Genomic DNA, 21496 nt, shown 5'->3' on the forward strand with positions numbered 1-21496 from the left:
CCCGGCATCCGATCCCGTCGTCGTGGTCGCGGCTTAGGGGCGGTGCAGCTCGAGCGGCATGGTGGACGTGTCGATGAGCGGGTCGTCGTCCTGGCGCGCCACCAGGGCCTTCGCCTCGCCGGGAGTCTCGACCGTGGGGACCGAGCCGAGCAGCGGCCGCTTGGCCGTCTCGGGCATCGCGATGAGGGCGACCAGACCCATGGCGGCGAAGAACATGATGTAGAACGCCGGCATGAGGGTGTTGCCCGTCCAGTCGATCAGCGCCTGGCTGAACAGCGGGGTCGTGCCGCCGAACAGCGAGACCGACACGTTGTAGGCGATCGCCATCGCCCCGAAGCGCGAGGCGGTGGGAAAGAGCGCGGGAAGAGTGGATGCCGCGATGCTCGCGTAGAACGCCACGGGTACCGCCGCGAGGACGAGGGCGATCATCACGGCCCACAGCTCGCCGATCTGCATGATGAGGAAGGCCGGCACGAGCAGCACGAGAGCGGAGCCGGCCGCCAGGACGTAGATGGGCTTGCGGCCGACCTTGTCGCTCAGTCGTCCGAAGATCGGGAGCATGGCGGACATCAACAGCAGGACGGGGACGGTGGCGACCGCCGACCCGACGTTCGAGATGCCGACCTCTTTCTCGAGGTACACCGGCATGTAGCTGGTGAGCGCGTAACCGGCGGTGTTGGTCGCGGCGACCAGGGCTATCGCGATGAGCAGCGGCTTCCAGTGATGGCGCACGATGCCGGTGAGACCCTGTCGCGACATCGGGTCGTCCTTGTCGATCTCGTTCTGGGCCTCGGCCGCGTGCGTCTGCTCGAACGAGGGGGTCTCGGGGATCTTGAGCCGGAACCAGATCGCGACGATACCGAGGGGCACCGCGAGAAGGAACGGGATGCGCCAGCCGTACTCGGTCATCGCGTCGGGGCCCGAGACGCTCGTGACGACCGCCGTGGTGATGGCCACGGCGCCGGCGCCCGCGGCGAAGCCGACGTAGGAGCCCACGTCGAGCCACGACGACCAGAAGCCGCGGCGCTTGTCGGGGGAGAACTCCGACACATAGGTGGTCGCACCGGCGTACTCGCCGCCGGTGGAGAAGCCCTGGACCATCTTCAGCAGGTACAGCGGGACGATGGCCCAGAGTCCGATCTGAGCGGAGGTCGGCAGGATGCCGATGAGGGCGGTGGCCGTGGCCATCATCGCCATCGTGAGGAAGAGCACCTTCTGTCGGCCGATGCGGTCGCCGAGCGGGCCGAGGACGAAGCCGCCGAAGGGGCGGACGAGGAAGGAGATGGCGAATCCGAGGAGGGTGACCAGCAGACCCCACGGGTCGGGCAGATCGGAGGCGAAGACGGCGGTGAGCGTCACGGCGAGGTATCCGTAGATGCCGAAGTCGAACCACTCCATGAAGTTGCCGACGACGGTGCCGCCGATGGCGGTGCGCACGCGCTTCTTGTCGACGACGATGACGTCGTCGACCTCGAGCCGGGGGGCTTCCGATGTCGAGGGGGGTTTCTCGTTCATCCTTCTACCGTTACCCGCATCAGTCCTTCGTTTCCAGTCCGGCCGGTGCGTGCGGGCGGTGTGATAGCCAGGCGGGAGTGCTGCCACGTCAAGCCCCCGAGGATGTCGGGGGTCCGGCGTACCGTGACGGGCATGCCCGAGCTCTCCGCCCCCACCGGTCGCGAACCGGCGCTCATCGCCCAGCCCCGCCCCGACGGATCGGCGCCGCGCGCGCTGGTGCTCGGAGCAACCGGTTACCTGGGGGGAAGGCTCGTGCCGCGGCTGCTGTCGGCCGGCTACCGGGTGCGCGTCCTCGCGCGCGATGCGCGCCGGGTCGAGGCCTTCCCGTGGGGTGACGACGTCGAGACCGCCACCGGCGACGCGACCGACGCCGATGCCGTCCGCGCCGCGGTCGAGGGCGTCGACGTGCTCTACTACCTGATCCACTCGATGGGCAGCGGCCGGGATTTCGAAGCGACCGATCGCGTGGCGGCCCAGACCGTCGCCGACGCCGCCTCGGCGGCATCCGTCTCGCGCATCGTCTACCTCGGCGGCCTGCACCCCGACGACGCCACCCTGTCGGCGCACCTGCGCTCGCGTGTGGAAGTGGGCGAGATCCTGCTGCACAGCGGCGTGCCCACCCTGGTCTTGCAAGCCGGGGTCGTGATCGGCTCGGGCTCGGCGTCGTTCGAGATGGTTCGCCACCTCACCGATGTGCTGCCGTACATGCCCGCGCCCAAATGGGTGCGCAACCACATCCAGCCGATCGCCGTGCGCGACGTGCTGCACTACCTGCTGGGGGCGGCGCGTGTGGCCCCGAACGTCAACCGCGCCGTCGACATCGGCGGGCCCGACGTGCTGCGCTACGGGCAGATGATGAACGGCTACGCGATGGAGGCCGGGCTGCCGCAGCGCGCGATCGCCCCGCTGCCGGTGCTCACCCCGCGCCTCGCCTCGCACTGGGTGAACCTCGTCACCCCGATTCCCCGGGCCATCGCCCGGCCGCTCGTGGAGTCGTTGCAGAACGACTGCGTGGTCAAGGACCGCGCGATCGACGATCTGGTCCCGCGACCCGAGGGCGGCCTGCTGCCCTACCGCGAGGCCGTGCGCCGGGCCCTGGGCCGCGTGAACGATGACGCGATCGAGACGAGCTGGCAGGACTCCGAGGTCTCGGGCGCCCCGAGCGACCCCCTGCCGAGCGACCCCGAGTGGTCGGGACGATTGGTCTACACCGACGTGCGCTCGATGACCACGAAGGCGAGTTCGGCGCAGCTGTGGTCGGTGATCGAGGGGATCGGCGGAGAGAACGGCTGGTACTCCTCGCCGGTGCTCTGGGCGATCCGCGGGTGGATGGACCGACTTGTCGGCGGGGTGGGCCTGGCCCGCGGTCGTCGGAGCCGGTCGGTGGTGACGGTGGGCGACGCCCTCGACTTCTGGCGCGTCGAGGCGATCGAGCCCGGCCATCTGCTGCGCCTGCGCGCCGAGATGAAGGTGCCGGGCGGGGCGTGGCTCGAGCTGCGGGCGACGCCCGACGGCGAGGGGGCGCGCTTCGACCAGCGGGCGCTGTTCTTTCCCACGGGCCTCGCCGGCCGTCTGTACTGGCTCGCGGTGCTGCCCTTCCACGGACTGATCTTCAGCGGCATGGCCCGACGCATCACCGCCGCGGCCGAGCACGTGCAGCGCGACGATCTCGAGCCGAAGTCGAAGGCGGGCCGTATCGCGCCCGAGATCGCCGAGGTCGAGACGACCGCCGCGCCCTCGTCCGAGGACGTCCCCTCGGCTCGGGCGACAGCCCGCCGCCCCGGCGGCCGCAGCGCCTAGGCTGATCGGCGTGCCCCATGTCGCCCGCGTCCTGACCGTCTCCGATCGCTCGGCCGCGGGCCTGAGAGAGGACCGCGGGGGTCCGCTCGCCGTCTCGCTGTTGCGCGAGGCGGGCTTCGTCTGCGCCGACCCGGTGGTCGTGCCCGACGGTGCCGATAGCGTCGAGCGGGCGCTGCGCGACCTCGTCGCAGACGGCGCGGGGCTCGTCGTCACCACCGGAGGCACCGGGATCGCCCCCACCGACCGCACACCCGAGGGCACCGCTCGCGTCCTCGACCGCGAGCTGCCCGGCATCGCCGAGGAGCTGCGGCGTCGAGGCCTCGCCGACACCCCCATGGCGGTGATCTCTCGAGGGCTCGCGGGGATCGTCGACCCCGGCACGCTCGTCGTCAACCTTCCCGGGTCGACGAGGGCCGTGGCATCCGGGATCGCCGTCGTCGCACAGCTGGCCCCGCACATCCTCGACCAGCTCTCCGGAGGAGACCACGCATGAGCGCTGTCCGCATCGCCCGCTTGTCCGAGACCCCGCTCGACCTCGACGACCACCTGGACGCCGTCGAGGAGTCGTCGTCGGGGGCCGTGACGACCTTCGTCGGACGCGTGCGCGACATCGACCCCGACGCCTCGGGCGCGGTCGTGGCGCTCGAATACAGCGCGCACCCTGACGCCGAGCAGACCCTGCACCGCATCGCCGAGACCGCCGCGGCGGGAACCGATGCGATCGTCGCCGTCAGCCACCGCGTCGGCCGTTTGGGCGTCGGAGAGGCCGCGGTCGTGATCGCCGTGGCATCCGGTCACCGCGCCGAGGCGTTCGAGGTCTGCCGCGCCGTGATCGAGACCATCAAGACCGACCTGCCCGTGTGGAAGCGTCAGGTCGAGGCCGACGGCACAACGGAGTGGAAGGGCCTCGGGGGCTGACGGCTTCTCACGCCCGCAACGGATTCGGATGATCGGGGCGCATCCGGAGACCGCAGCGAGGGTGCGCCCGGATCCCATGCACGGATCCGCATCCGGTGGGCGGCGCGCGCCCCGGGCTCAGCCGCCCCGGGCTCAGCCGCCCGCGAAGGGCGGGAGCACGTCGACGTACGTGACGCCGTCGAGGGGGACGTCGTCATCGTGGCGCGTGCCGTCGACGAGCACGGCGCAGCGATCCAGGATGCCGCCGAGCGCGGGGTGGTCGGCGACGACGGCCGCGCGCACAGCGGCGAGGGTCGGTTCGGTGCGGTCCTCGGCATCGGTCCCCGCCGCCTCCGCCGCCGCGGCGAAGTAGCGCACGCGCACGCTCACGCGAGTTCTCCCTCGGCGGCGGCGTCTTCGCCCGGGCGCAGCCAGTCGCCGGACTTGCCGCCGGTCTTCGACACGATGCGCACGTTCTCGATGAAGGTGCCCTTGTCCATGCCCTTCACCATGTCAACGATCGCGAGAGCCGCGACGGAGACGCTCGTCAGCGCCTCCATCTCGACGCCGGTGCGGTCGGCGGTGCCGACGGTCGCCTCGATCTCGACGCCCTCGTCGGTGATCTCGAGGTCGACCGAGGCGCGGTGTACGCCGATGACGTGCGCGAGGGGGAGGAGCGCGGGGGTGGACTTCGCGGCCTGGATGCCGGCGATCCGCGCCACGGCCAGCACATCGCCCTTGGGGGCGGTGCCGTCGCGGAGGGCGGCGACCACCTCGGGCGCGCAGCGCACGAAGCCGCGCGCGGTCGCGGTGCGGACGGTGGGCTGCTTGAGCGTGACGTCGACCATGCGGGCGTGGCCCGCGGCATCCAGATGGGTGAAGGTCATGGAATCAGCATGACATCGAGCGGGTCGCCCACCGACACGGTGGACACCTCGGCGGGAACGATCGCGAAGGCCTCGGCGCGCGCGAGGGACGCGGCCAGGTGTGAACCCGAGCCGCCGGCGGTCGCGGGGTGAACGGTGCCGGCGACGAGGTCGATCGCCGCGGGGAGGTACTGGCGGCGTCCGGGGGGCGTCGTCCAGCTCTCGGATGCCGTGAGTCGGGCCAGGCGTCGATCGATGACCGTGCGCCCCTGCAGTGCCAGCAGCGCGGGGCGCACGAACACCTCGAACGACACCGCGACACTCACGGGGTTGCCGGGGAGACCGAAGACGAGGCGGCCGTCGTCGAGGACCCCGAAGGCCTGCGGCTTGCCGGGCTGCATGGCGATCTTGTCGAAGGAGATGCGGTCGGAGAGGGCCTGACGTACCGGTTCGTAGGCCCCCGCGCTCACACCGCCCGTGAAGACGACGACGTCGGCGTCGTGGGCCTGCTCGAGGAGGGCGTGGATCGCGCCGGCTTCGTCTCGAAGCGAGGCGATGACCGTCACCTCGGCGTCGGCGTCCGCGATGAGAGCCGCCAGAAGGGTCGAATTCGAGTCGGGGGTCTGCCCGCGCCCCGGCACGGTGCCGGGGGCGACCAGCTCGCTGCCGGTGGAGACGACCGCCACGCGCGGGCGGCGGCGCACGACGAGCTCGGCCACGCCGGCCGCGGCGGCAGCGGACAGGGCCCAGGCCCCCAGTCGCTCGCCGGCCGCGAGGACGACGTCGCCGGCACGGGTGTCCCCGCCCCGACGTCGGATGAACGCCCCCGCGGCGGCGGGGGCGTGGAGCACCTCGACGACACCGAGCGAGTCTTCGAGACCACCCGCGGTGTCCTCGAAAGGGACGACCGCGTCGGCCGCGGCGGGAATGGGCGCGCCCGTCATGATGCGCACCGCCTCGCCCGGGCCGAAGGACGGGTCGGCCGAAGAACCGGCCGGCAGATCGGCGACCACGCGCAGGGACGCCGGGGTGCCGGCATCCGCCCCCTCGACGTCGGCGAGGCGCACCGCGAAGCCGTCCATCGACGAGTTGTCGAAACCGGGGAGGTCGTGCGCGGCGCGCACGGGCTCGGCGAGCGTGCGACCGCTCGCGTCGGAGAGGACGACGGTCTCGGCGGGCAGGGCCGAGACGGCGGCGAGCACGCGGGCGCGGTGCTTCTCGACGGTGAGCAGCGGGGTCATCGGGGCCTCCGGGGTCAGGGTGAGACGGCAGGGCGTGCCGCCGGGACGAGCGGGATCACGTCGTGCCGGGCGCGCAGGGCGTCGATCACGACGAGCCGGCCGAGCAGGGGGTCGCCGGCGCCGGTGACGAGTTTGATCGCCTCGGTGGCGAGCATGCCGCCGACCTGCACGCACAGCGACCCCAGCACACCCACCTGCGCGCACGTCGGGGGCTCGCCGGCGGAGCCCGCGGGGAACAGATCGCCCAGGACGACCGGGGCGTAGCCCTCGGGCGGGGCCGACCAGAACACCGTGAGCTGCGCCGCCCACTCCTGCACGGCTCCCCAGACGAGGGGGATGCCGAGCTCTTCGGTCGCGGCGGCGACGGCCTCGCGGGTGTCGAAGGTGTCGCTCCCATCGATCACGAGGTGGGCGCCCGCGAAGAGTTCGCGTGCATTGTCGGCGGTGAGTCGCACGTGTCTCTCGTGGACGAGGGTGAGAGGAGAGAGATCGTGCACGGCGCGCGTCGCGGAGGCGGTCTTGGCGGTGCCGATGTCGTCGACGCGGTGCATCAGCTGGCGTTGCAGGTTCGTGCGCTCGACGGTGTCGTCGTCGATCACGACGAGCTCTCCGACCCCCGCGGCGGCGAGGGCGAGCAGCACGGGCGAGCCGAGACCCCCGGCTCCGACCACCGCGATGCGGGCCGAGGCGAGACGGCGCTGGCCCTCTTCGCCGATGCCGGCGAGCACGGCGTGACGGGCGGTCCGGATGAGTTCTTCGGGGGCGAGCGAGGCCACCGGCTCGACGAGCGGTCTCATCCGCCGATCGCGCTCATCGTGCGCTCGGGCTGGACGAAGTCGGCACGCGCCAATCCGACGCGGTCGGAGCCGTGGGCGCGGGGCTTGGCCCACATGGCATCCCGCCAGACCTGCGCGATCCCCTCGTCGTCGGCACCCGACCGCAGGGTCGAGAGCAGATCGGTCTCTTCGTGCGAGAACAGGCACGAGCGCACCTTGCCGTCGGCGGTCACGCGGGTGCGCGTGCACGCCGAACAGAACGGCTCGGTGACCGAGGAGATGATGCCGACGTGACCGGCCACCGCGGTCTCGCCGGGGCGGCGCACCTCCCACCGCTCGGCGGGGGCCGCGCCCCGCCCGCGGGGATCGGGGGCGAGCGAGAACGCCGTCTCGATCTCGGTGCGGATGTCGTGCGCCGAGATGACGTTCGTCGCCGTCCACGAGCGGTCCCCGTCGAGGGGCATGTCTTCGATGAAGCGCATCTCGAAGCCGTTCGACACGGCCCAGTCGACCAGCGGAACGATCTCGGTGTCGTTGATGCCGCGCAGCAGCACCGCGTTGATCTTGATGGGCCCCAGACCCGCCGTGCGGGCGGCCTGCAGACCCGCGAGCACCTTGTCGAGGTGCGGGCGACGGGTGAGCTCGGCGAAGGTCTCGGGGTGCAGTGTGTCGAGCGAGACGTTCACGCGGGTCAGTCCCGCGTCTTTCAGCGCCTGGGCTCGACGGTCGAGGCCGACGGCGTTGGTGGTCATCGAGATGGGGAGGTCGGGGTTGTCCTCACGGATGCCGGCGATGATGAACTCGAGGTCTTTGCGCACGAGGGGCTCGCCCCCGGTGAGGCGCAGTTCTTCGGCGCCCAGCGACTGCACCGCCACGCGGACGATGCGGCGGATCTCGTCGGTGCTCATCAGCTGCGCCTGCGGGAGCCACGGCATCCCGTCGGCCGGCATGCAGTACGTGCAGCGGAGGTTGCACTTGTCGATGACCGAGACGCGCAGGTCTGTCGCGACGCGACCAAACCGGTCGAGCAGGCCGCCCTCGCGGGGAGCTGCGGCCCCGCTCTCGCGGATCGCGCCGAGAGTGCTCGGGGCGCCGGTGTCGCGCAGAACCGTGGCGCCGAGGGGTACCGCGACCGGTCCCGGGGCGGCGACGTCGTGCGCAGCTTCCATGGGTCGAGCCTAGGTCAGCGCAGACGGGGGTGGGGCGGTGGCGCCTCCGGGGCAGGACCGCGGGGGTACGGTCGGGGGATGCCGAACACCTATCGCATCGCGCAGGCTGCGCGTCTTCTCGGAGTCAGCGACGACACCGTGCGCCGGTGGATCGATCAAGGGGTGCTGCCGACGACCGGGACCTCGCCGACCGAGATCCCCGGAGCAGCCCTCGCGGAGCGGGCCGTGGCGCTCGCCGACGAGCCCGACGACCCGACGGGTATCGCCTCGAGCGCACGCAACCGCTTCGTCGGGATCGTCACGCGTGTGCGCATCGACGGGGTGATGGCGCAGGTCGACCTGCAGTGCGGGCCGCACCGGGTCGTGTCGCTCATGTCGGCCGAGGCGGCCGAGGACCTCGCGCTCGAGCCCGGCTCCCTGGCGGTCGCGTCGGTGAAGGCGACGGTCGTCACGGTCGAGGCGCCGCGCGGTTGAGGTCGGCGGACTCCGCGGGCCGAACTCCGGAGATCCGGGGGTCGAGATAGCTCGGTGGGGCGATCGTGGGGCTCGAGAGCCGATTTCTCCGGAGTTCGGCGCACGGGTGCTCGGCGTAGGAATCCGTGGAAACGGGTCCAGCGCGTCCCGGAGTCCGCAGATGCGGAATACTGAGGGCAGAGCGAGCCGTCGGCGTCGCCGAAAGGACTTCTCATGCGCCGCAGTCTCCGCTTCTTCGCCGTTCTCGGTGCCGTCGCCGTGCTCGCCTCGGGCTGCGCGGGCGCGGTGACCGCCCCCGCGGCATCCGAGGACTCCCTCTCGGGGACCGTCGAGGTGTACGCCGCGGCCTCGCTGCAGCGCTCGTTCGCCGAGATCGCCTCGGCGTTCGAGTCGGCCCACCCCGGAGTCACCGTCAACGCGGTCTACGACGGATCGAGCACCCTCGCGACGCAGATCGGCGAAGGCGCTCCGGCTGACGTCTTCGCCTCGGCCGACGAGAAGAACATGGCGAAGGTGAAGACGCAGGCCCCCGCCCCTCAGCTCTTCGCCGGCAACACGCTCGTGATCGCCGTGCCGAAGGGAAACCCGGGCGGCGTGGCCACCCTCGCGGACCTCGCCCGCGTCACGACGGTGCTGTGCGCCCCGGAGGTGCCGTGCGGCGCTGCCTCGGCGACCCTGCTGTCGAACGCGGGTGTGAGCGTGACCCCTGCCAGCTCCGAGCAGAACGTCACCGCGGTGCTGACCAAGGTCGCGGCGTCCGAAGCCGATGCGGGCCTCGTCTACGCCACCGACGTCAACGGTCGCGACGACGTCGAGACCATCGTTCCCGCCGGTGCCGACGCGGTCGTCAACCGGTACCCGATCGCCGCGCTGACCGATGCGCCGAATCCCGACGCCGCTGCGGCCTTCGTGGCGTTCGTCCTCGGCGAGGACGGGCAGCGCGTGCTCGCCGACGCCGGGTTCCGCGCCCCGTGAGAGAGACGGGCTACGTCCCCCGCTGGTTGATCGTTCCGGCGGTGGCCGGCTTGCTCTTCCTCCTCGTCCCGCTGACCGCACTCGTGTCGCGCGTGCAGTGGGCGACGCTGTGGAGCGACGTCACCTCCGACGCCGCCCTCTCGGCTCTCGCCCTGTCGCTGATCACGGGGGCCGCGGCCACCGCGGTGTGCGCGGTCGTCGGCATCCCGCTCGCGCTGCTCATCGCGCGCAGCCCCGCCCGCACGGCAGCCGTGCTGCGGGCCCTGGTGACCGTGCCGCTCGTGCTGCCGCCGATGGTCGGCGGCGTCGCCCTGCTGTACCTGTTCGGGCGCAACGGCTGGTTCGGTTTCCTCGGACTGCCGTTCACCACCCCCGCCGTCGTGCTGGCGCAGGTGTTCGTCGCCCTGCCGTTCCTCGTGCTCGCGGTCGAGGGGGCGCTGCGCAGCACCGGCGTCGAGTTCGAGCGTGCCGCCGCTTCTCTCGGCGCAAGTCGGGCGACGATCCTGCGCCGCATCACGCTCCCGCTCGCGGCCCCCGGCATCGTCGCCGGGGTCGTGCTGTGCTTCGCCCGCGCGATCGGGGAGTTCGGGGCGACCGCGCTGTTCGCCGGCAACCGCCCGGGCGTGACGCAGACCATGCCGCTCGCGATCTACACGGCGTTCAACGGCGCGGGCGTCTCGCAGGGCACCGCGGTGGCGCTGTCTCTCCTGCTGTTGATCACCGCCGTCGCGGTGCTGCTGCTGGTGCGCGGATGGCGGCCGGGGGTGGGTAGATGACGATCCCGGGTGCCGCGGAGCTCCGCGCCCGCATCGCCGTGCGCCGCCGAGACTTCGTCGTCGACATCGCGCTCGACCTCGCCCCGGGCGAGACGGTGGCCGTGATGGGGCGCAGCGGCGCGGGCAAGTCCACGCTGCTCGGGGCCCTCGCCGGGCTGACCCCGCTCGACGAGGGCGAGATCTCCGTCGACGGCCGGGTGCTCGATCGCGCACCGCGGCTGCGCACGGCCCCGATGGAGCGCGGGATCGTGCTGCTCGGTCAGGAGGCCCGGCTTTTCCCGCACCTCACCGCGCGCGAGAACGTCGCCTTCGGTCCGCGCTCGGCCGGGGTCCCGGCATCCGTCGCTCGCTCCCTCGCCGATGAATGGCTGGACCGCGTGGGGCTCCCGGGAACGGGTGATCGTCGCCCCGCGCGGTTGTCGGGCGGGGAGCAGCAGCGCGTGGCCGTGGCCCGGGCGCTCGCCGCCGAACCCCGGGTCGTGCTGCTGGACGAACCGCTCGTGGCCCTCGACGCGGTCACGGCTTCGGAGATCCGCGCGATGCTGCTCGAGCGTCTCGCGGGGGTGACCACCGTCGCCGTCACGCACGACGCGATCGATGCCGCCGCTCTCGCCGACCGGCTCGTGATCGTGGAGCGCGGACGGGTGACGCAGGAAGGGCCCGTGCGCGAGGTGCTCTCGGTCCCCGCCACCGACGTGGCGGCGCGGATCGCGGGACTCGAGCGCCTCGAGGGCGTGGCTCGAGGCGGCGCGTTCGTGCGCGGTCAGCTGCGGCTGGAGTCGACGGATGCCACATCCCTCGCCCTCGCGCGGACCGAAGGTATGGCACTGGCCGCCGTCTTCCCCGCGTCGGCCGTGCGTCTCGGGGAGGGGACTCCGGCTCTCGTGTCGCACCTCGAGCCGACCCCGACCGGCGTCCGGGTGGTCACCGATCACGGAGCCGCGGAGGTCCCCCCGGCCGAGGCCGCGTCGATCCGACCCGGCGACACGGTGCTCGTGAGCATCGCTGCCGAGCGCGTCCGTTTCGCCGCCGCCTCCTGATTCAGCCCGCCACCACGCGTCCGTTCTCGAGCCTCACCTCGCGGTCGACGAGAGCGTCGGGCACGTCCACGTGCGAGACCAGGATCACCGCGCGATCGCGGTCGACCGCGCCGAGCAGGTCGCGAAGGAGGGCGTCGGATGCCGCGGGGTCGACGCCCGCGGTGGGCTCGTCGAGCACGAGCACGGGAAAGTCGCGCAGGATCGCGCGCGCCAGGGCGAGGCGCTGCGCCTGGCCGCCCGAGACGAGCCCGCCCCGCTCGCCCACGTCGGCGTCGAGCCCCCCACGCTCTCGCGTCCAGTCGTCGAGCCCGACGCGCTCGAGCGCCGCCCACAGGTCTTCGTCGGTCGCACTCTCGCGCGCGAACAGCAGGTTCTGGCGAACCGACTCGTCGAAGAGGTACGGCGACTGCTCGATCAGACCGACAGTGCGCCGCAGGTCGTCGCCCGAGATCTCGCGGGCCTCGCGACCGCCGAGCCGGTACGACCCCTCGTAATCGAGGAAGCGGGTGAGCACGTGCGCGAGCGTGGTCTTGCCGGCGCCGCTCGGGCCGGTCACGAGGACGCGCTCGCCGGGACCGACGCGGAGGACGACGTCGTCGAGGCGCCCGGAATCGCCGTCGGCGTCACCGCGCGCCGGCCAGTGGGCACGGATGCCGCTCAGCTCGAGGCCGGCGCCGAGGACGGGGGCCTTGTCGGTCGGGGCCGGTTCGTCGCGGGGGAGGCCGTCGGGGGTGGCTTCGGGCACGGCCTCGGCGATGCGCTCCGCGGCCGACCGCACCTGCCGCCACGAGGCGAGGGCGAGGGGGACCGGGCCGAAGACCTCGAACACCGCCATCGGCAGCAGCACGACGACCGCAAGACCCGGCCCCGACAGTGCGCCGCCGGTGACAGCGGGGGCGGCGACGAGAAGGGCGACGAGGGAGGCGACGCCGGCCAGCACCGACACCGCGCCCGAGGTCAGCCCCTGGGCTCCGCCGCGTCGGACGACGGCCCGGCGCAGTGCGGCGTCGGCTCGGCGCACGCGCTCGGTCGCGGCGTCCAGGGCTCCGTACGCCGTCAGCACGTCGAGATTGGCGAGCAGGTCGTGCACCGCGTCCGCGACGGCGGCGCGCAGCGGCGCGATCGAGCGCTCGGCGCGGGCGCCCGCGGCCCAGCCGACGGCGACGGCGAGGCCGAAGGCGGCGACGAGGCACACCAGCAGGACGACGGCCGCGGGCCACGAGACGAACGCGGCGAAGATCACGGCGGCGAGAGAGGTCAGCGCGGCGACCGCGAGCGGCAGCACGACCCGCAGGGGCAGGTTCTGCAGCTCTTCGACGTCGTCGACCACGCTTGAGAGCAGCCCTCCGCGGCGGGAGCGGGCGAGACCGTCGGGGGCGAGCGGCACGAGGTCGCGCATGAGGTCGGCGCGGACTCCCGCGAGCTGGTGCAGAGCGGCGTCGTGGCCCGTGAGGCGCTCGAGGTAGCGGAAGACCCCGCGCGAGAGCGCGAACGCGCGCACTCCGACCACCGCCATCGACAGGTACATCACGAGCGGTTGCTCGGCGGCCCGGGCGATGAGCCAAGCGCTCGCCGCGAGCAACGCGATCGAGCTCGCCGCGGTGCCGACACCCGACAGCACCGCGGGTGCGAATCGTCGGGGCGAGGGCAGGGCGGAACTCAGGATGCCGCGCACCCGGGCGTTCACGAGCGCACCGCCTGGGCCGCGCGTGGGCTGCCCGACACGGGCGTGCGCTCGTCGGTGCGAACGGCGGACGACGGAGATTCGCGCGGGGGCGTCAGCTCGACCACGCGGTCCGCGATCGCCCGGGCGGAGCGGCGGTGCGAGACGAGAAGGACCCCGCGACCGGCATCGGCCTCGCGGCGCAGGGTCGCCCAGAGATGCGCTTCGGTGTCGGCATCCAGAGCGCTGGAGGGCTCGTCGAGGACGAGTGCCGGCACCCCGCCGACCCGCGCGCGGTATAGCGCCCGCGCGACCGCGACGCGCTGCGCCTGCCCACCCGAGAGTCCTGCACCGCCGGCGCCGAGCGCGATGGCGGGATCGATCTCGGCCGCTCCGGCGTCGGCGAGGGCCGCGGCGACCTGGGCGGAGTCGACCGGGGAGCCGAACGAGACGTTCTCGGCCACCGTGCCTGTGACGAGCCCGGGTCGTTGTCCCGCCCAGGCCACCGAGTCCCGAGCGTGCGGCACGGCCACGCCGTCGACCCGCACCTCGCCGTCGTGCGCGGCGAAGCCGAGCAGCGCCGCGATCAGAGACGATTTGCCGACGCCGCTGGGGCCGTTCACGAGCACCACCTCGCCGGGCCCCACCGACAGCGAGACGGTGGGGAGAGCGTGCCCCTCGCGGTGCACCCTGACGCCCTCGAGCGCGATCGTCGAGCCGAGCGCCGGGGTGACGGCATCCGGAGTCTGCCCCTCGGGAGTCTCGGCCGAGCGGGCGGCGTCGAGGGCGTCGAAGATCTCGTCGGTGGCCGCGACCCCCTCGGAAGCCGCGTGGAACTGCACGCCGACCTGGCGCAGCGGCAGGTACGCCTCGGGCGCCAGCAGCAGCACGAAGAGCCCGATCAGCAGCGTGAGGTCACCCGAGAGCAGACGGAAGCCGATGGTGACGGCGACGATGGCGACCGAGATGGATGCCAGGAACTCCAGCGCGAAGCCCGAGAGGAACGACACGCGCAGCACCGTCATCGTCTCGCGCTTGTAGTCGCGCGTGATCGTCTCGATCGAGCGTGCCGCGCGGTGCTGGCGTCCGAAGGCTTTGAGCGTGCCGAGGCCCTCGACGGTGTCGGCGAAGCGTGCGGCGAGGCGGCCGAGGGTGCGGTACTGCCGTTCCTGGACGCCACGGGTGGCGAGACCGATCAGCACCATGAACAGCGGGATCAGGGGAATCGTCAGCACCACGATCAGGCCCGAGAGGGGGTCGGCCAGCGTGATGGCGCCGATGAGGATCGGCATGGCGATCGCGGTGGCCACGAGCTGCGGCAGATACCGACCGAAGTAGGCATCGAGTGCGTCGAGACCGTGGCCGGCGGTGAGCGACAGCGAGGCGGAGTTTCGGCGGGCGAGCCAGCCCGGACCGAGGCGTGCGACCGCGCCCACGAGCGCTGCCCGCAACTGCAGCGATGCCGCCGCCGCGCCCCGCGCCGCCGTGCGCTCCGAGGCGGCGATCAGCAGGCCCCTCAGGAGCACGAGCGATGCCGCCACGCCAATATATCCCCACAGCTCGCCGACCGGTCGGCCCTGGATCGCGCCGACGAGCGCTGTGGCGAGCGCCCACGCGAAGCCGACGGTCACGCCGGTCTGCGCGAGCACGATCGCCGCGGTCACGGCGAAGAAGCCGCGGGAGGCGGTGGCGTAGCGGAGCAACCGCGGGTCGACGGGTTTCATCGGTCAGTGGGCGACGAGCGCGGCCTTCTCGATCCGGGCGCGGGTGACGCGCTTGCGGAACACCCAGTAGGTCCAGCCCTGGTAGGCGAGGATCAGCGGGAGGAAGATGAGCGCCGCCCAGCTCATGATCGTGAGCGTGTAGTCGGTGCTCGAGGCGTTGTCGATCGTGAGGCTCGAGCCCGCCGCGAGCGTGGAGGGCATGACGTTCGGGAACAGCGCGAAGAACAGCGCGGCGACGGCGGTGACGATCGTCACGGCGCCGAGGGTGAAGGCGGTGCCCTCGCGGTCGCGGGCGTTCGCGAGCCACGAGCCGATCAGCGCGAGCGCGGCGATGCCCGAGAGGGCGACCACGCCGAGGAACAGCGGAGCGCTCGCGGCGTTCGCGATCGTCCAGACGAGGAAGAGCGCGGCCAGGGCGATCGTGACCAGGCCCGCGCGTGCTGCGAGACGTCGAGCGTCGGCACGCACCTGCCCGTCCGTCTTGAGTGCGACGAAGTAGAGCCCGTGCAGGAAGAACAGGGTCAGGGTGGTGAGTCCCCCGAGGATGCCGTAGGGGTTCAGCAGCGTGAGCACGCTGCCGACGTACTCGTGGTCGGCATCCAGCGGCACGCCCTGCACGATGTTCGCGAAGGCGACGCCCCAGAGGAAGGCGGGGACGGCCGATCCCGCCACGATCATGCGGTCGAAGGTGCGCTTCCACTTCAGGGACTCGCGCTGGTGGCGGTACTCGAACGAGACACCGCGGGCGATCAGGGCGATCAGGATCGCCAGGAGCGGCAGGTAGAAGCCGCTGAACAGGGTCGCGTACCACTCGGGGAAGGACGCGAAGAGCGCGGCACCGGCGACGATCACCCAGGTCTCGTTGAGGTCCCAGACGGGGCCGATCGTGTTGATGATCTGGCGGCGGGCGATGTCGTCCTTGCCGAGGAAGGGGATCGACATGCCGACGCCGAAGTCGAACCCGTCCAGCACGAAATAACCGACGAAGAGGAAGGCGACGATCCAGAACCAGAGGTATGCGAGATCCATGAGGGGCTCCTAGTAGACCGTGGTCGGGGTGTTCTCTACCGAGTCGTCTCGCTCGGCGTCGGGATCGGGCAGGGGCTCGGGGCCCTTCTGAGCGAACTTCACGATGAGGCCGAACTCCACGACGGCGAGGGTGGCGTAGACGAGGGTGAAGGCGATCAGCGAGATGAGCACGCTCCAGCCGGGGACGCTGGGGGAGACCCCGTCCTGCGTGAGCATGAGGCCGAACACGATCCAGGGCTGACGGCCCATCTCGGTGAAGATCCACCCGACGAGGCTCGCGAGCATCGGCAGGGGAGCGGCCCAGATCGCCACGCGCCACATCCACGGGGCGACCGGACGGGTCGCCTTCTTGCGGGTGACCCAGAGGCCCGCGACGCTGACGAGCGCCGCGATCCCGCCGAGCGCGATCATCCAGCGGAAGGCCCAGTAGGTGACCCAGAGCACGGGGGCGAAGTTGCCGTCGACCTGGTCGGCGAACTGGGGGAACATCTGCTGGCTGTAGAGGGTGTTCAGGTCGTTGATGCCTTCGACGCAGCCGTCGAGCGAGTGCGTGGAGAGGATGCTGAGCAGGAAGGGCACGCGGATCGAGAACAGCTCGCTCGTTCCGTCGGGCGTTCCCAGCGTGAAGATCGAGAACGAGGCATCCTGCCCGCAGACGGTGTTGAAGGTCGCTTCGGCCGCCGCCATCTTCATCGGCTGCGTGGCGACCATGACCAGGCTCAGCTGGTCGCCCACGATCGCGACGAGCACGAAAGACACCAGCGTCGACCACAGGCCGAAGCGGAGCGTCTTGCGCATCATGTCGGTGTTGCGACCGCGTGCCATGTGCCAGGCCGACACGGCGACGACGACCATCGCGGCGAACATCCAGCCCGCGAAGATCGTGTGCGGGAAGGCCGCGAGGGCGACGGGATTGGTGAGCATCGCCCAGAAGTCGACGAGCTCGGCGCGGTGGCCGTCGGCCGACATCTGGTAACCGACCGGGTTCTGCATGAAGGCGTTTGCGGCGATGATGAAGTAGGCCGACAGGGTGGCGCCGATAGACGCCATCCAGATGCTCGCGAGGTGCGCGAGGCGCGGGAGCTTGTCCCAGCCGAAGATCCAGAGGCCGATGAAGGTCGCCTCGAGGAAGAAGGCGAGCAGTCCCTCGAAGGCGAGGGGGGCGCCGAACACGTCGCCGACGAAGCGCGAGTACGCCGACCAGTTCATGCCGAACTGGAATTCCTGGACGATTCCGGTGACCACGCCCATGGCGAAGTTGATGAGGAAGATCTTCCCGAAGAAGCGCGTGATGTGAAGCCATCGCACGTCTCCCGTCCGATACCAGGCGGTCTGGAAGATCGCCACGATGAGCGACATGCCGAGCGTCAGAGGCACGAAGAGGAAGTGGTACAGCGTCGTCAACCCGAACTGCCAGCGGGCGAGGGCGAGGGGGTCGAGCCACTCCATGAGGAGCCTCCGATCGAACCGGAACGTGTGGTCAGACCACATGCTACGCCGGGCCTCCTCGGCGCGTCGGGGGATCCCTCGGTGTCGAACGATATACTCGGCAAGTCATTTCTGACCCGCCAGGAGGCGTCGTGTCCGTCCGTCTGAGCCTGCTCGCGATCCTCGACCGCGGCACCTGCTACGGCTCCCAGCTGCGGGCCGAGTACGAGCGGCGTACCGGAGCGCGGGTCAATGTCGGCCAGGTGTACACGACCCTCGAGCGCCTCGAGCGCGACGGGCTGGTGCAGGGCGCCGGCCTCGACGACGAGGCGCGCGTGCTGTGGGAGCTGACCGTCGAGGGCCGCGTCGAGGTGCGAGCGTGGCTGAGCAGTGCCTCGCTGGTCGAGGGGCGCGACGACGTCGCCCTCAAGGTCGCCCTCGCGGTGACGCTCCCGGGAGCGGATGTGCCCGGCATCCTGTCGGTCCAGCGCGAAGCGGTCCGTGCGGCGCTCGCCGAGGTGCGGGAGGAGCGGACGGATGCCGTTCCCGCCGCCATCGTGCAGGCGGCGCGCCGTGCGCGGCTCGAGGCGGACCTCCGGTGGCTCGATGAGGTCGAATCGCTCACCGCGGGGGTGGAGCCGTTCGACCTGTCGGAGCAGCGCCCACGCCGCGGTCGCCCCGCGCGCAGCGTCGGCTGATCCCGACGTATCCGCGATCCGCCGTCGCGTCAAGGGCCGCGCGGTTCGGGGGCGGACAGCGCACTCTGGGATGACCTGGAGGAGCCAAGGAGTCGTCGCATGGTCATGGAAGCACCCCTCAGTCGCCCGGGATCATCGAAGGCCGCGGCTCGCGCCGCGGCGAAAGCGGCCCCCTCCTCGACTACGCCCGCCCTCACCGAGATCCCCTGGACGCGCGTCGATCTCGATCTGTACGAGGTCGCCCGCGAGGGGTACATCGTCGGATACGTCGAAGTCGTCGGCGCCGTGTTCGTGGCGCTCGGCGGACCGCGCTACGACCGCGCTGTCGAGATCTCGCAGCACCTCACGTTCCACGCGGCCGTCGACGCGCTGGTGCGTCGCGTCTTCTGAGGCACGCGCCACGCGGAGCGGATTCCCGAGGGTGAGGGATCGCCGTGCCCGCGGCATCCGGTCACCGGACCAGGGTGTACCCGGCCTCGTCGATCGCCGCGGTGAGAGCGGCCTCGTCGGCTGAACCCGTGATGCGCACGAGCGAGGCGTCGCCCGCACGCAGGTCGACGTCGACGACCTCCACGCCGTCGAGCGCGTTGAGCTCTTCGCTCACGGCGCGAACGCAGTGCTCGCAGGTCATCCCCTCGACGCGGAGCACGACGGAGGACGCCTCGTCCGAGGCGACGGCGGGGGTGGATGCCGCGCTCTTGCACCCGCAGCCGTCGCCGCAGCCGCCGGCGGGGGCCGAGGTGAGGCCGAGGTCGATGCGCTGTTCGGTCATGTGCGTCTCCTTACGAGCGGACCAGGCGAGCGATCGCCTGGTTCGCCTCTTTCAGCTTCTCGTCGGCGACGGGGCCGCCCTGTGCGGCCGCTTCGGCCACGCAGTGGGAGAGGTGGTCGTCGAGCAGGGAGAGGGCGACGTTCTCGAGCGCCTTGGTCACGGCCGAGACCTGGGTGAGGATGTCGATGCAGTACTGGTCGTCGTCGACCATGCGCGCGATGCCGCGCACCTGCCCCTCGGCGCGGCGCAGACGCTTGAGGAGGTCGTCTTTGTGGCCCTCGTATCCGTGCATACCCCGATGATACCCCCATGGGGTATGCCTAGCACCGTCTTGCGCCGTGTCAACCCCCTCGGAATCCACGCTCGACGGGCGGATGGTCGGAACATCAGGAGGTCGACATGTTCTCTCGTCGCACCGGTGGTGGTCAGCGATGACCGCCGATCCCTTCCCCACCGGCCCCCACCGCCCCGTGCGCATCCCGCACCTGCCCCCGTTGCGCTCGCAGCGGCGAGAATCGAAGGATGACGCGAACACTGGCAGCGCTGCCGGGCGCCGCCCGGAGACTGTGCCTCAGCCGAAGAAACGGCGAGATCTGCACCCGTGAAGACGGACACCGCGGCCTTCACCACCGCACCGGCGGACGACTGCTCTGGAGCGACCTGCAGGCCGACCCGCCCGAGTGCGTCGCGGGTGGGACTCCCGCCGAACCCGCCCCGACGCTCGATGACGGATTCCCCGGCGGCCGGGCGCTATGCCCGGTCTGCTGGGCGTTCGTGAACCGTGACGACGGCGGTCTGCTCGAACCCCACGACTCGTGGCGAGGGGACGAGTCGCGCGCCGAAGCCGACCGCCGTCGCGAGTGGTTCAACGCGTACGGGTGGTGACGAGCGCCGCGCGCCCGTCCACGATCTCCACCGTCTCGTCGAGGGCGTCGCGGTGCACGAGGTCGTGCGTCACGAGCAGCGTCGCGGTTTCGCGTTCCCGCGTCAGTCGAGACAGCAGAGCCATGATCTCCCCGCCCCGGGCGGTGTCGAGAGCGCTCGTCGGCTCGTCGACCAGCAGTACCCGCGGCTCGTGCACGAGAGCGCGCGCGATCGCCACCCGCTGACGCTGACCGCCGGAGAGCTGGGCGGGCCGACGATCGGCCAGAGCGCCGAGACCGACGGCCTCGAGCAGCTCGTCGACCCGTGAACGAACGAGCGCACGCCGTTCGCGCCGGTCGGGGCCGCCGAGCTCGGCCATGACCCGCAGCTGCTCGCGAGCGGTGAGGGCCGGGAGCAACTGCGGCTGCTGGAACACGATGCCGATGCTCTGGCGCCGCAGCGCCGTCGCCGCCGCGGCGCTGAGCCGGGTGGCATCCGTCCCCGCGACGATCACGCGCCCGGAGTCGGGGCGCACGAGGGTGGCGGCCAGGGCCAGAAGGCTCGACTTGCCCGAACCCGAGGGGCCGGTGATGCCGGTCACGATGCCCGGGCGGCCCTCCAGGGTGACATGGTCGACGGCGGTGACGCGGGCGTCTGCGTCGGGATAGGTGAGGGTGACGTCGTCGAGAAGGATCATCGGGTGCTCCCGAGGGCGGTGAGGGGGTCGGAGGAGGTAACTGTGCGCAGCGACACCGCGGCGCCGAGCAGGCCGAGCACGACCATGACCGCCGCGGGGGCGAGGGTCGTGAGCGGGTTCAGGACGAAGGGCAGCGCTGCGCCGGCGAGGGTGCCGAGCAGGGCGGTCAGTCCGATCCCGATGCCGACTCCGAGCCCCAGCACGACCAGAGCCTGGCCGAGGGCGTCGCGCACGAGTGCGGGAGTGCTCGCCCCGAGCGCTTTGAGCACGGCGATGTCGGACGAGCGCTGCATCGTCCAGACCGTGAAGAACGCGCCGACCACGAGCGCCGAGACGCCGAACAGCATTGCGATCATCAGCGCGAGCGAGCCGATCTCGGAGCGGAAGGTCGTCAGCGCCGTGAGGCTCGACAGGGGAGTGGATGCCGTGGTCCCGGTGTCGGCGGCCACGGTGTCCCACGCCGGGGAGCCGGTGACGGCGAGAAGCGTCGGTTGCCCCGTGCCGCCCAGGTGCTGATCGAGAGTCGCCCACGCGTGCGCGTCGAGTGTGGCCACGGGGGTGTGGCTGTACCACCGGTCGCCATCGATCGCGGCGACGCGGTACGAGGATCCCGCCACCGTGACCTCGTCGCCGACCATCGCCCCCAGGCTCTTGGCCGCACCCGCCGACAGGTCGATCTCATCGTCGCGGTGGGGAGCGCCGAAGCTCGTTCCCGCGTCGAGGCCGAACAGGGCGACGGCGCCGACGGCTCCGGGTCCCTCCGCCCGTGTCTGCGTGATCCCGACGGCGGTGACGCTATCGACCCCCGGGGCCGCGCGCCATGCCGAGACGGTGTCGTCGTCGATCGTGGAGTCGGCGAACGTTGCGCTCGCGCCGCCGACGGGGTGCAGGACGAGCCGGTCCCCGGGCAGGGCGAGAACGGCCGAGACGTTCTGCGCGGCGAGTCCGCCCGTGAGCCCGGAGAGGAACCCGACGAGCAACGTGATGAGGGCGACGACCGCCCCGATGAGGGCGAATCGCCCGCGGGCGAACCGCAGATCGCGCCATGCGACGTACACGTCGCCTCCTTCCGCCGGCGTCTCTCGTCGGCTC

General features: G+C 71.8%; 24 protein-coding genes. 10 read left to right on the forward strand and 14 right to left on the reverse strand.

Annotation, left to right across the window (positions count from 1 at the left end; all coding sequences use genetic code 11):
* Window positions 1-33 precede the first annotated feature (33 nt).
* On the reverse strand, window positions 34-1515 hold the full coding sequence (locus AB6V29_RS05400) for an MFS transporter (protein ID WP_210073375.1): 1482 nt from the start codon (window positions 1513-1515) through the stop codon (window positions 34-36).
* A 132-nt stretch (window positions 1516-1647) separates the two neighbouring features.
* Between AB6V29_RS05400 and AB6V29_RS05405 the strand changes: the two genes are divergently transcribed.
* From AB6V29_RS05405 to AB6V29_RS05415, 3 genes are read left to right on the forward strand one after another with little or no spacing between them, the layout of a single operon-like run.
* The gene (locus AB6V29_RS05405; protein ID WP_307312957.1) at window positions 1648-3315 is read left to right on the forward strand and encodes an SDR family oxidoreductase; all 1668 of its coding nucleotides are present in this window, start codon (window positions 1648-1650) and stop codon (window positions 3313-3315) included.
* A 10-nt stretch (window positions 3316-3325) separates the two neighbouring features.
* The gene (locus AB6V29_RS05410) at window positions 3326-3808 is read left to right on the forward strand and encodes a molybdenum cofactor biosynthesis protein B (RefSeq protein WP_369357413.1); all 483 of its coding nucleotides are present in this window, start codon (window positions 3326-3328) and stop codon (window positions 3806-3808) included.
* Complete coding sequence (locus AB6V29_RS05415; protein WP_369357415.1) at window positions 3805-4233, forward strand: molybdenum cofactor biosynthesis protein MoaE; 429 nt, start codon at window positions 3805-3807, stop codon at window positions 4231-4233. The genes AB6V29_RS05410 and AB6V29_RS05415 overlap by 4 nt, the downstream gene beginning before the upstream one ends.
* Window positions 4234-4365: 132 nt before the next feature.
* On the opposite strand, the gene AB6V29_RS05420 is transcribed toward AB6V29_RS05415, so the two are convergent.
* The 5 genes from AB6V29_RS05420 to moaA are packed head-to-tail and all read right to left on the reverse strand — an operon-like array spanning window position 4366 to window position 8264.
* Window positions 4366-4602 carry a MoaD/ThiS family protein gene (locus tag AB6V29_RS05420; protein ID WP_369357417.1) on the reverse strand — a complete coding sequence of 79 codons (237 nt, stop codon included), beginning with the start codon at window positions 4600-4602 and terminating at the stop codon, window positions 4366-4368.
* The gene (gene moaC, locus AB6V29_RS05425; RefSeq protein WP_369357419.1) at window positions 4599-5099 is read right to left on the reverse strand and encodes a cyclic pyranopterin monophosphate synthase MoaC; all 501 of its coding nucleotides are present in this window, start codon (window positions 5097-5099) and stop codon (window positions 4599-4601) included. Before moaC ends, AB6V29_RS05420 begins: the two co-directional genes overlap by 4 nt.
* On the reverse strand, window positions 5096-6319 hold the full coding sequence (glp, locus tag AB6V29_RS05430; RefSeq protein WP_369357421.1) for a gephyrin-like molybdotransferase Glp: 1224 nt from the start codon (window positions 6317-6319) through the stop codon (window positions 5096-5098). Before glp ends, moaC begins: the two co-directional genes overlap by 4 nt.
* Window positions 6320-6333: 14 nt before the next feature.
* The gene (locus AB6V29_RS05435; protein WP_369357423.1) at window positions 6334-7116 is read right to left on the reverse strand and encodes a ThiF family adenylyltransferase; all 783 of its coding nucleotides are present in this window, start codon (window positions 7114-7116) and stop codon (window positions 6334-6336) included.
* Window positions 7113-8264 (reverse strand): GTP 3',8-cyclase MoaA, encoded by a 1152-nt coding sequence (moaA, locus tag AB6V29_RS05440; protein ID WP_369357424.1) that lies wholly within the window; start codon window positions 8262-8264, stop codon window positions 7113-7115. The genes AB6V29_RS05435 and moaA overlap by 4 nt, the downstream gene beginning before the upstream one ends.
* A gap of 78 nt (window positions 8265-8342) precedes the next feature.
* Here moaA and AB6V29_RS05445 point away from each other — a divergent pair, with 78 nt between their 5' ends.
* The 4 genes from AB6V29_RS05445 to AB6V29_RS05460 all read left to right on the forward strand — a co-directional run bounded on the left by AB6V29_RS05445 (window position 8343) and on the right by AB6V29_RS05460 (window position 11529).
* Window positions 8343-8738 (forward strand): molybdopterin-binding protein, encoded by a 396-nt coding sequence (locus AB6V29_RS05445; RefSeq protein WP_267787843.1) that lies wholly within the window; start codon window positions 8343-8345, stop codon window positions 8736-8738.
* Window positions 8739-8951: 213 nt separating this feature from the next.
* Window positions 8952-9713 (forward strand): molybdate ABC transporter substrate-binding protein, encoded by a 762-nt coding sequence (gene modA, locus AB6V29_RS05450; RefSeq protein WP_369357426.1) that lies wholly within the window; start codon window positions 8952-8954, stop codon window positions 9711-9713.
* Window positions 9710-10489, forward strand: coding sequence for a molybdate ABC transporter permease subunit (gene modB, locus AB6V29_RS05455; protein ID WP_369357427.1), 780 nt, complete (start codon window positions 9710-9712; stop codon window positions 10487-10489). The genes modA and modB overlap by 4 nt, the downstream gene beginning before the upstream one ends.
* Window positions 10486-11529 (forward strand): ATP-binding cassette domain-containing protein, encoded by a 1044-nt coding sequence (locus AB6V29_RS05460; protein ID WP_369357428.1) that lies wholly within the window; start codon window positions 10486-10488, stop codon window positions 11527-11529. The genes modB and AB6V29_RS05460 overlap by 4 nt, the downstream gene beginning before the upstream one ends.
* Window position 11530: 1 nt before the next feature.
* On the opposite strand, the gene cydC is transcribed toward AB6V29_RS05460, so the two are convergent.
* From cydC to AB6V29_RS05480, 4 genes are read right to left on the reverse strand one after another with little or no spacing between them, the layout of a single operon-like run.
* Window positions 11531-13216 (reverse strand): thiol reductant ABC exporter subunit CydC, encoded by a 1686-nt coding sequence (gene cydC / locus AB6V29_RS05465; RefSeq protein WP_369357430.1) that lies wholly within the window; start codon window positions 13214-13216, stop codon window positions 11531-11533.
* A complete protein-coding gene (gene cydD / locus AB6V29_RS05470; RefSeq protein WP_369357431.1) occupies window positions 13213-14916 on the reverse strand; it encodes a thiol reductant ABC exporter subunit CydD in 1704 nt (567 codons plus the stop codon). Before cydD ends, cydC begins: the two co-directional genes overlap by 4 nt.
* Before the next feature lie 3 nt (window positions 14917-14919).
* Window positions 14920-15945 carry a cytochrome d ubiquinol oxidase subunit II gene (gene cydB, locus AB6V29_RS05475; RefSeq protein WP_210073408.1) on the reverse strand — a complete coding sequence of 342 codons (1026 nt, stop codon included), beginning with the start codon at window positions 15943-15945 and terminating at the stop codon, window positions 14920-14922.
* Between the two features lie 9 nt (window positions 15946-15954).
* Window positions 15955-17394 carry a cytochrome ubiquinol oxidase subunit I gene (locus AB6V29_RS05480; protein WP_210073411.1) on the reverse strand — a complete coding sequence of 480 codons (1440 nt, stop codon included), beginning with the start codon at window positions 17392-17394 and terminating at the stop codon, window positions 15955-15957.
* 131 nt (window positions 17395-17525) lie between these two features.
* Here AB6V29_RS05480 and AB6V29_RS05485 point away from each other — a divergent pair, with 131 nt between their 5' ends.
* On the forward strand, window positions 17526-18071 hold the full coding sequence (locus AB6V29_RS05485) for a PadR family transcriptional regulator (RefSeq protein ID WP_369357434.1): 546 nt from the start codon (window positions 17526-17528) through the stop codon (window positions 18069-18071).
* 99 nt (window positions 18072-18170) lie between these two features.
* Window positions 18171-18461, forward strand: coding sequence for a hypothetical protein (locus tag AB6V29_RS05490; RefSeq protein ID WP_267787829.1), 291 nt, complete (start codon window positions 18171-18173; stop codon window positions 18459-18461).
* Between the two features lie 61 nt (window positions 18462-18522).
* Here AB6V29_RS05490 and AB6V29_RS05495 read toward each other — a convergent pair whose 3' ends face one another.
* The gene (locus AB6V29_RS05495) at window positions 18523-18843 is read right to left on the reverse strand and encodes a heavy-metal-associated domain-containing protein (protein WP_210073417.1); all 321 of its coding nucleotides are present in this window, start codon (window positions 18841-18843) and stop codon (window positions 18523-18525) included.
* Window positions 18844-18853: 10 nt separating this feature from the next.
* The gene (locus AB6V29_RS05500; protein WP_210073419.1) at window positions 18854-19135 is read right to left on the reverse strand and encodes a metal-sensitive transcriptional regulator; all 282 of its coding nucleotides are present in this window, start codon (window positions 19133-19135) and stop codon (window positions 18854-18856) included.
* Window positions 19136-19365: 230 nt separating this feature from the next.
* Here AB6V29_RS05500 and AB6V29_RS05505 point away from each other — a divergent pair, with 230 nt between their 5' ends.
* Window positions 19366-19728, forward strand: a complete 363-nt coding sequence (locus tag AB6V29_RS05505) for a hypothetical protein (RefSeq protein ID WP_307312934.1) — start codon at window positions 19366-19368, stop codon at window positions 19726-19728.
* Here the strand turns inward: AB6V29_RS05505 and AB6V29_RS05510 are convergent.
* Together AB6V29_RS05510 and AB6V29_RS05515 are read right to left on the reverse strand one after the other, a co-directional pair.
* On the reverse strand, window positions 19709-20404 hold the full coding sequence (locus tag AB6V29_RS05510) for an ABC transporter ATP-binding protein (RefSeq protein WP_267787826.1): 696 nt from the start codon (window positions 20402-20404) through the stop codon (window positions 19709-19711). The two genes, AB6V29_RS05505 and AB6V29_RS05510, sit on opposite strands and share 20 nt — an antisense overlap.
* Window positions 20401-21462, reverse strand: coding sequence for an ABC transporter permease (locus AB6V29_RS05515; RefSeq protein ID WP_369357437.1), 1062 nt, complete (start codon window positions 21460-21462; stop codon window positions 20401-20403). The genes AB6V29_RS05510 and AB6V29_RS05515 overlap by 4 nt, the downstream gene beginning before the upstream one ends.
* Window positions 21463-21496 lie beyond the last annotated feature (34 nt).

Origin of the sequence: Microbacterium sp. 20-116, assembly GCF_041079415.1 — a bacterium.
Classification (GTDB): Bacteria; Actinomycetota; Actinomycetes; order Actinomycetales; family Microbacteriaceae; genus Microbacterium.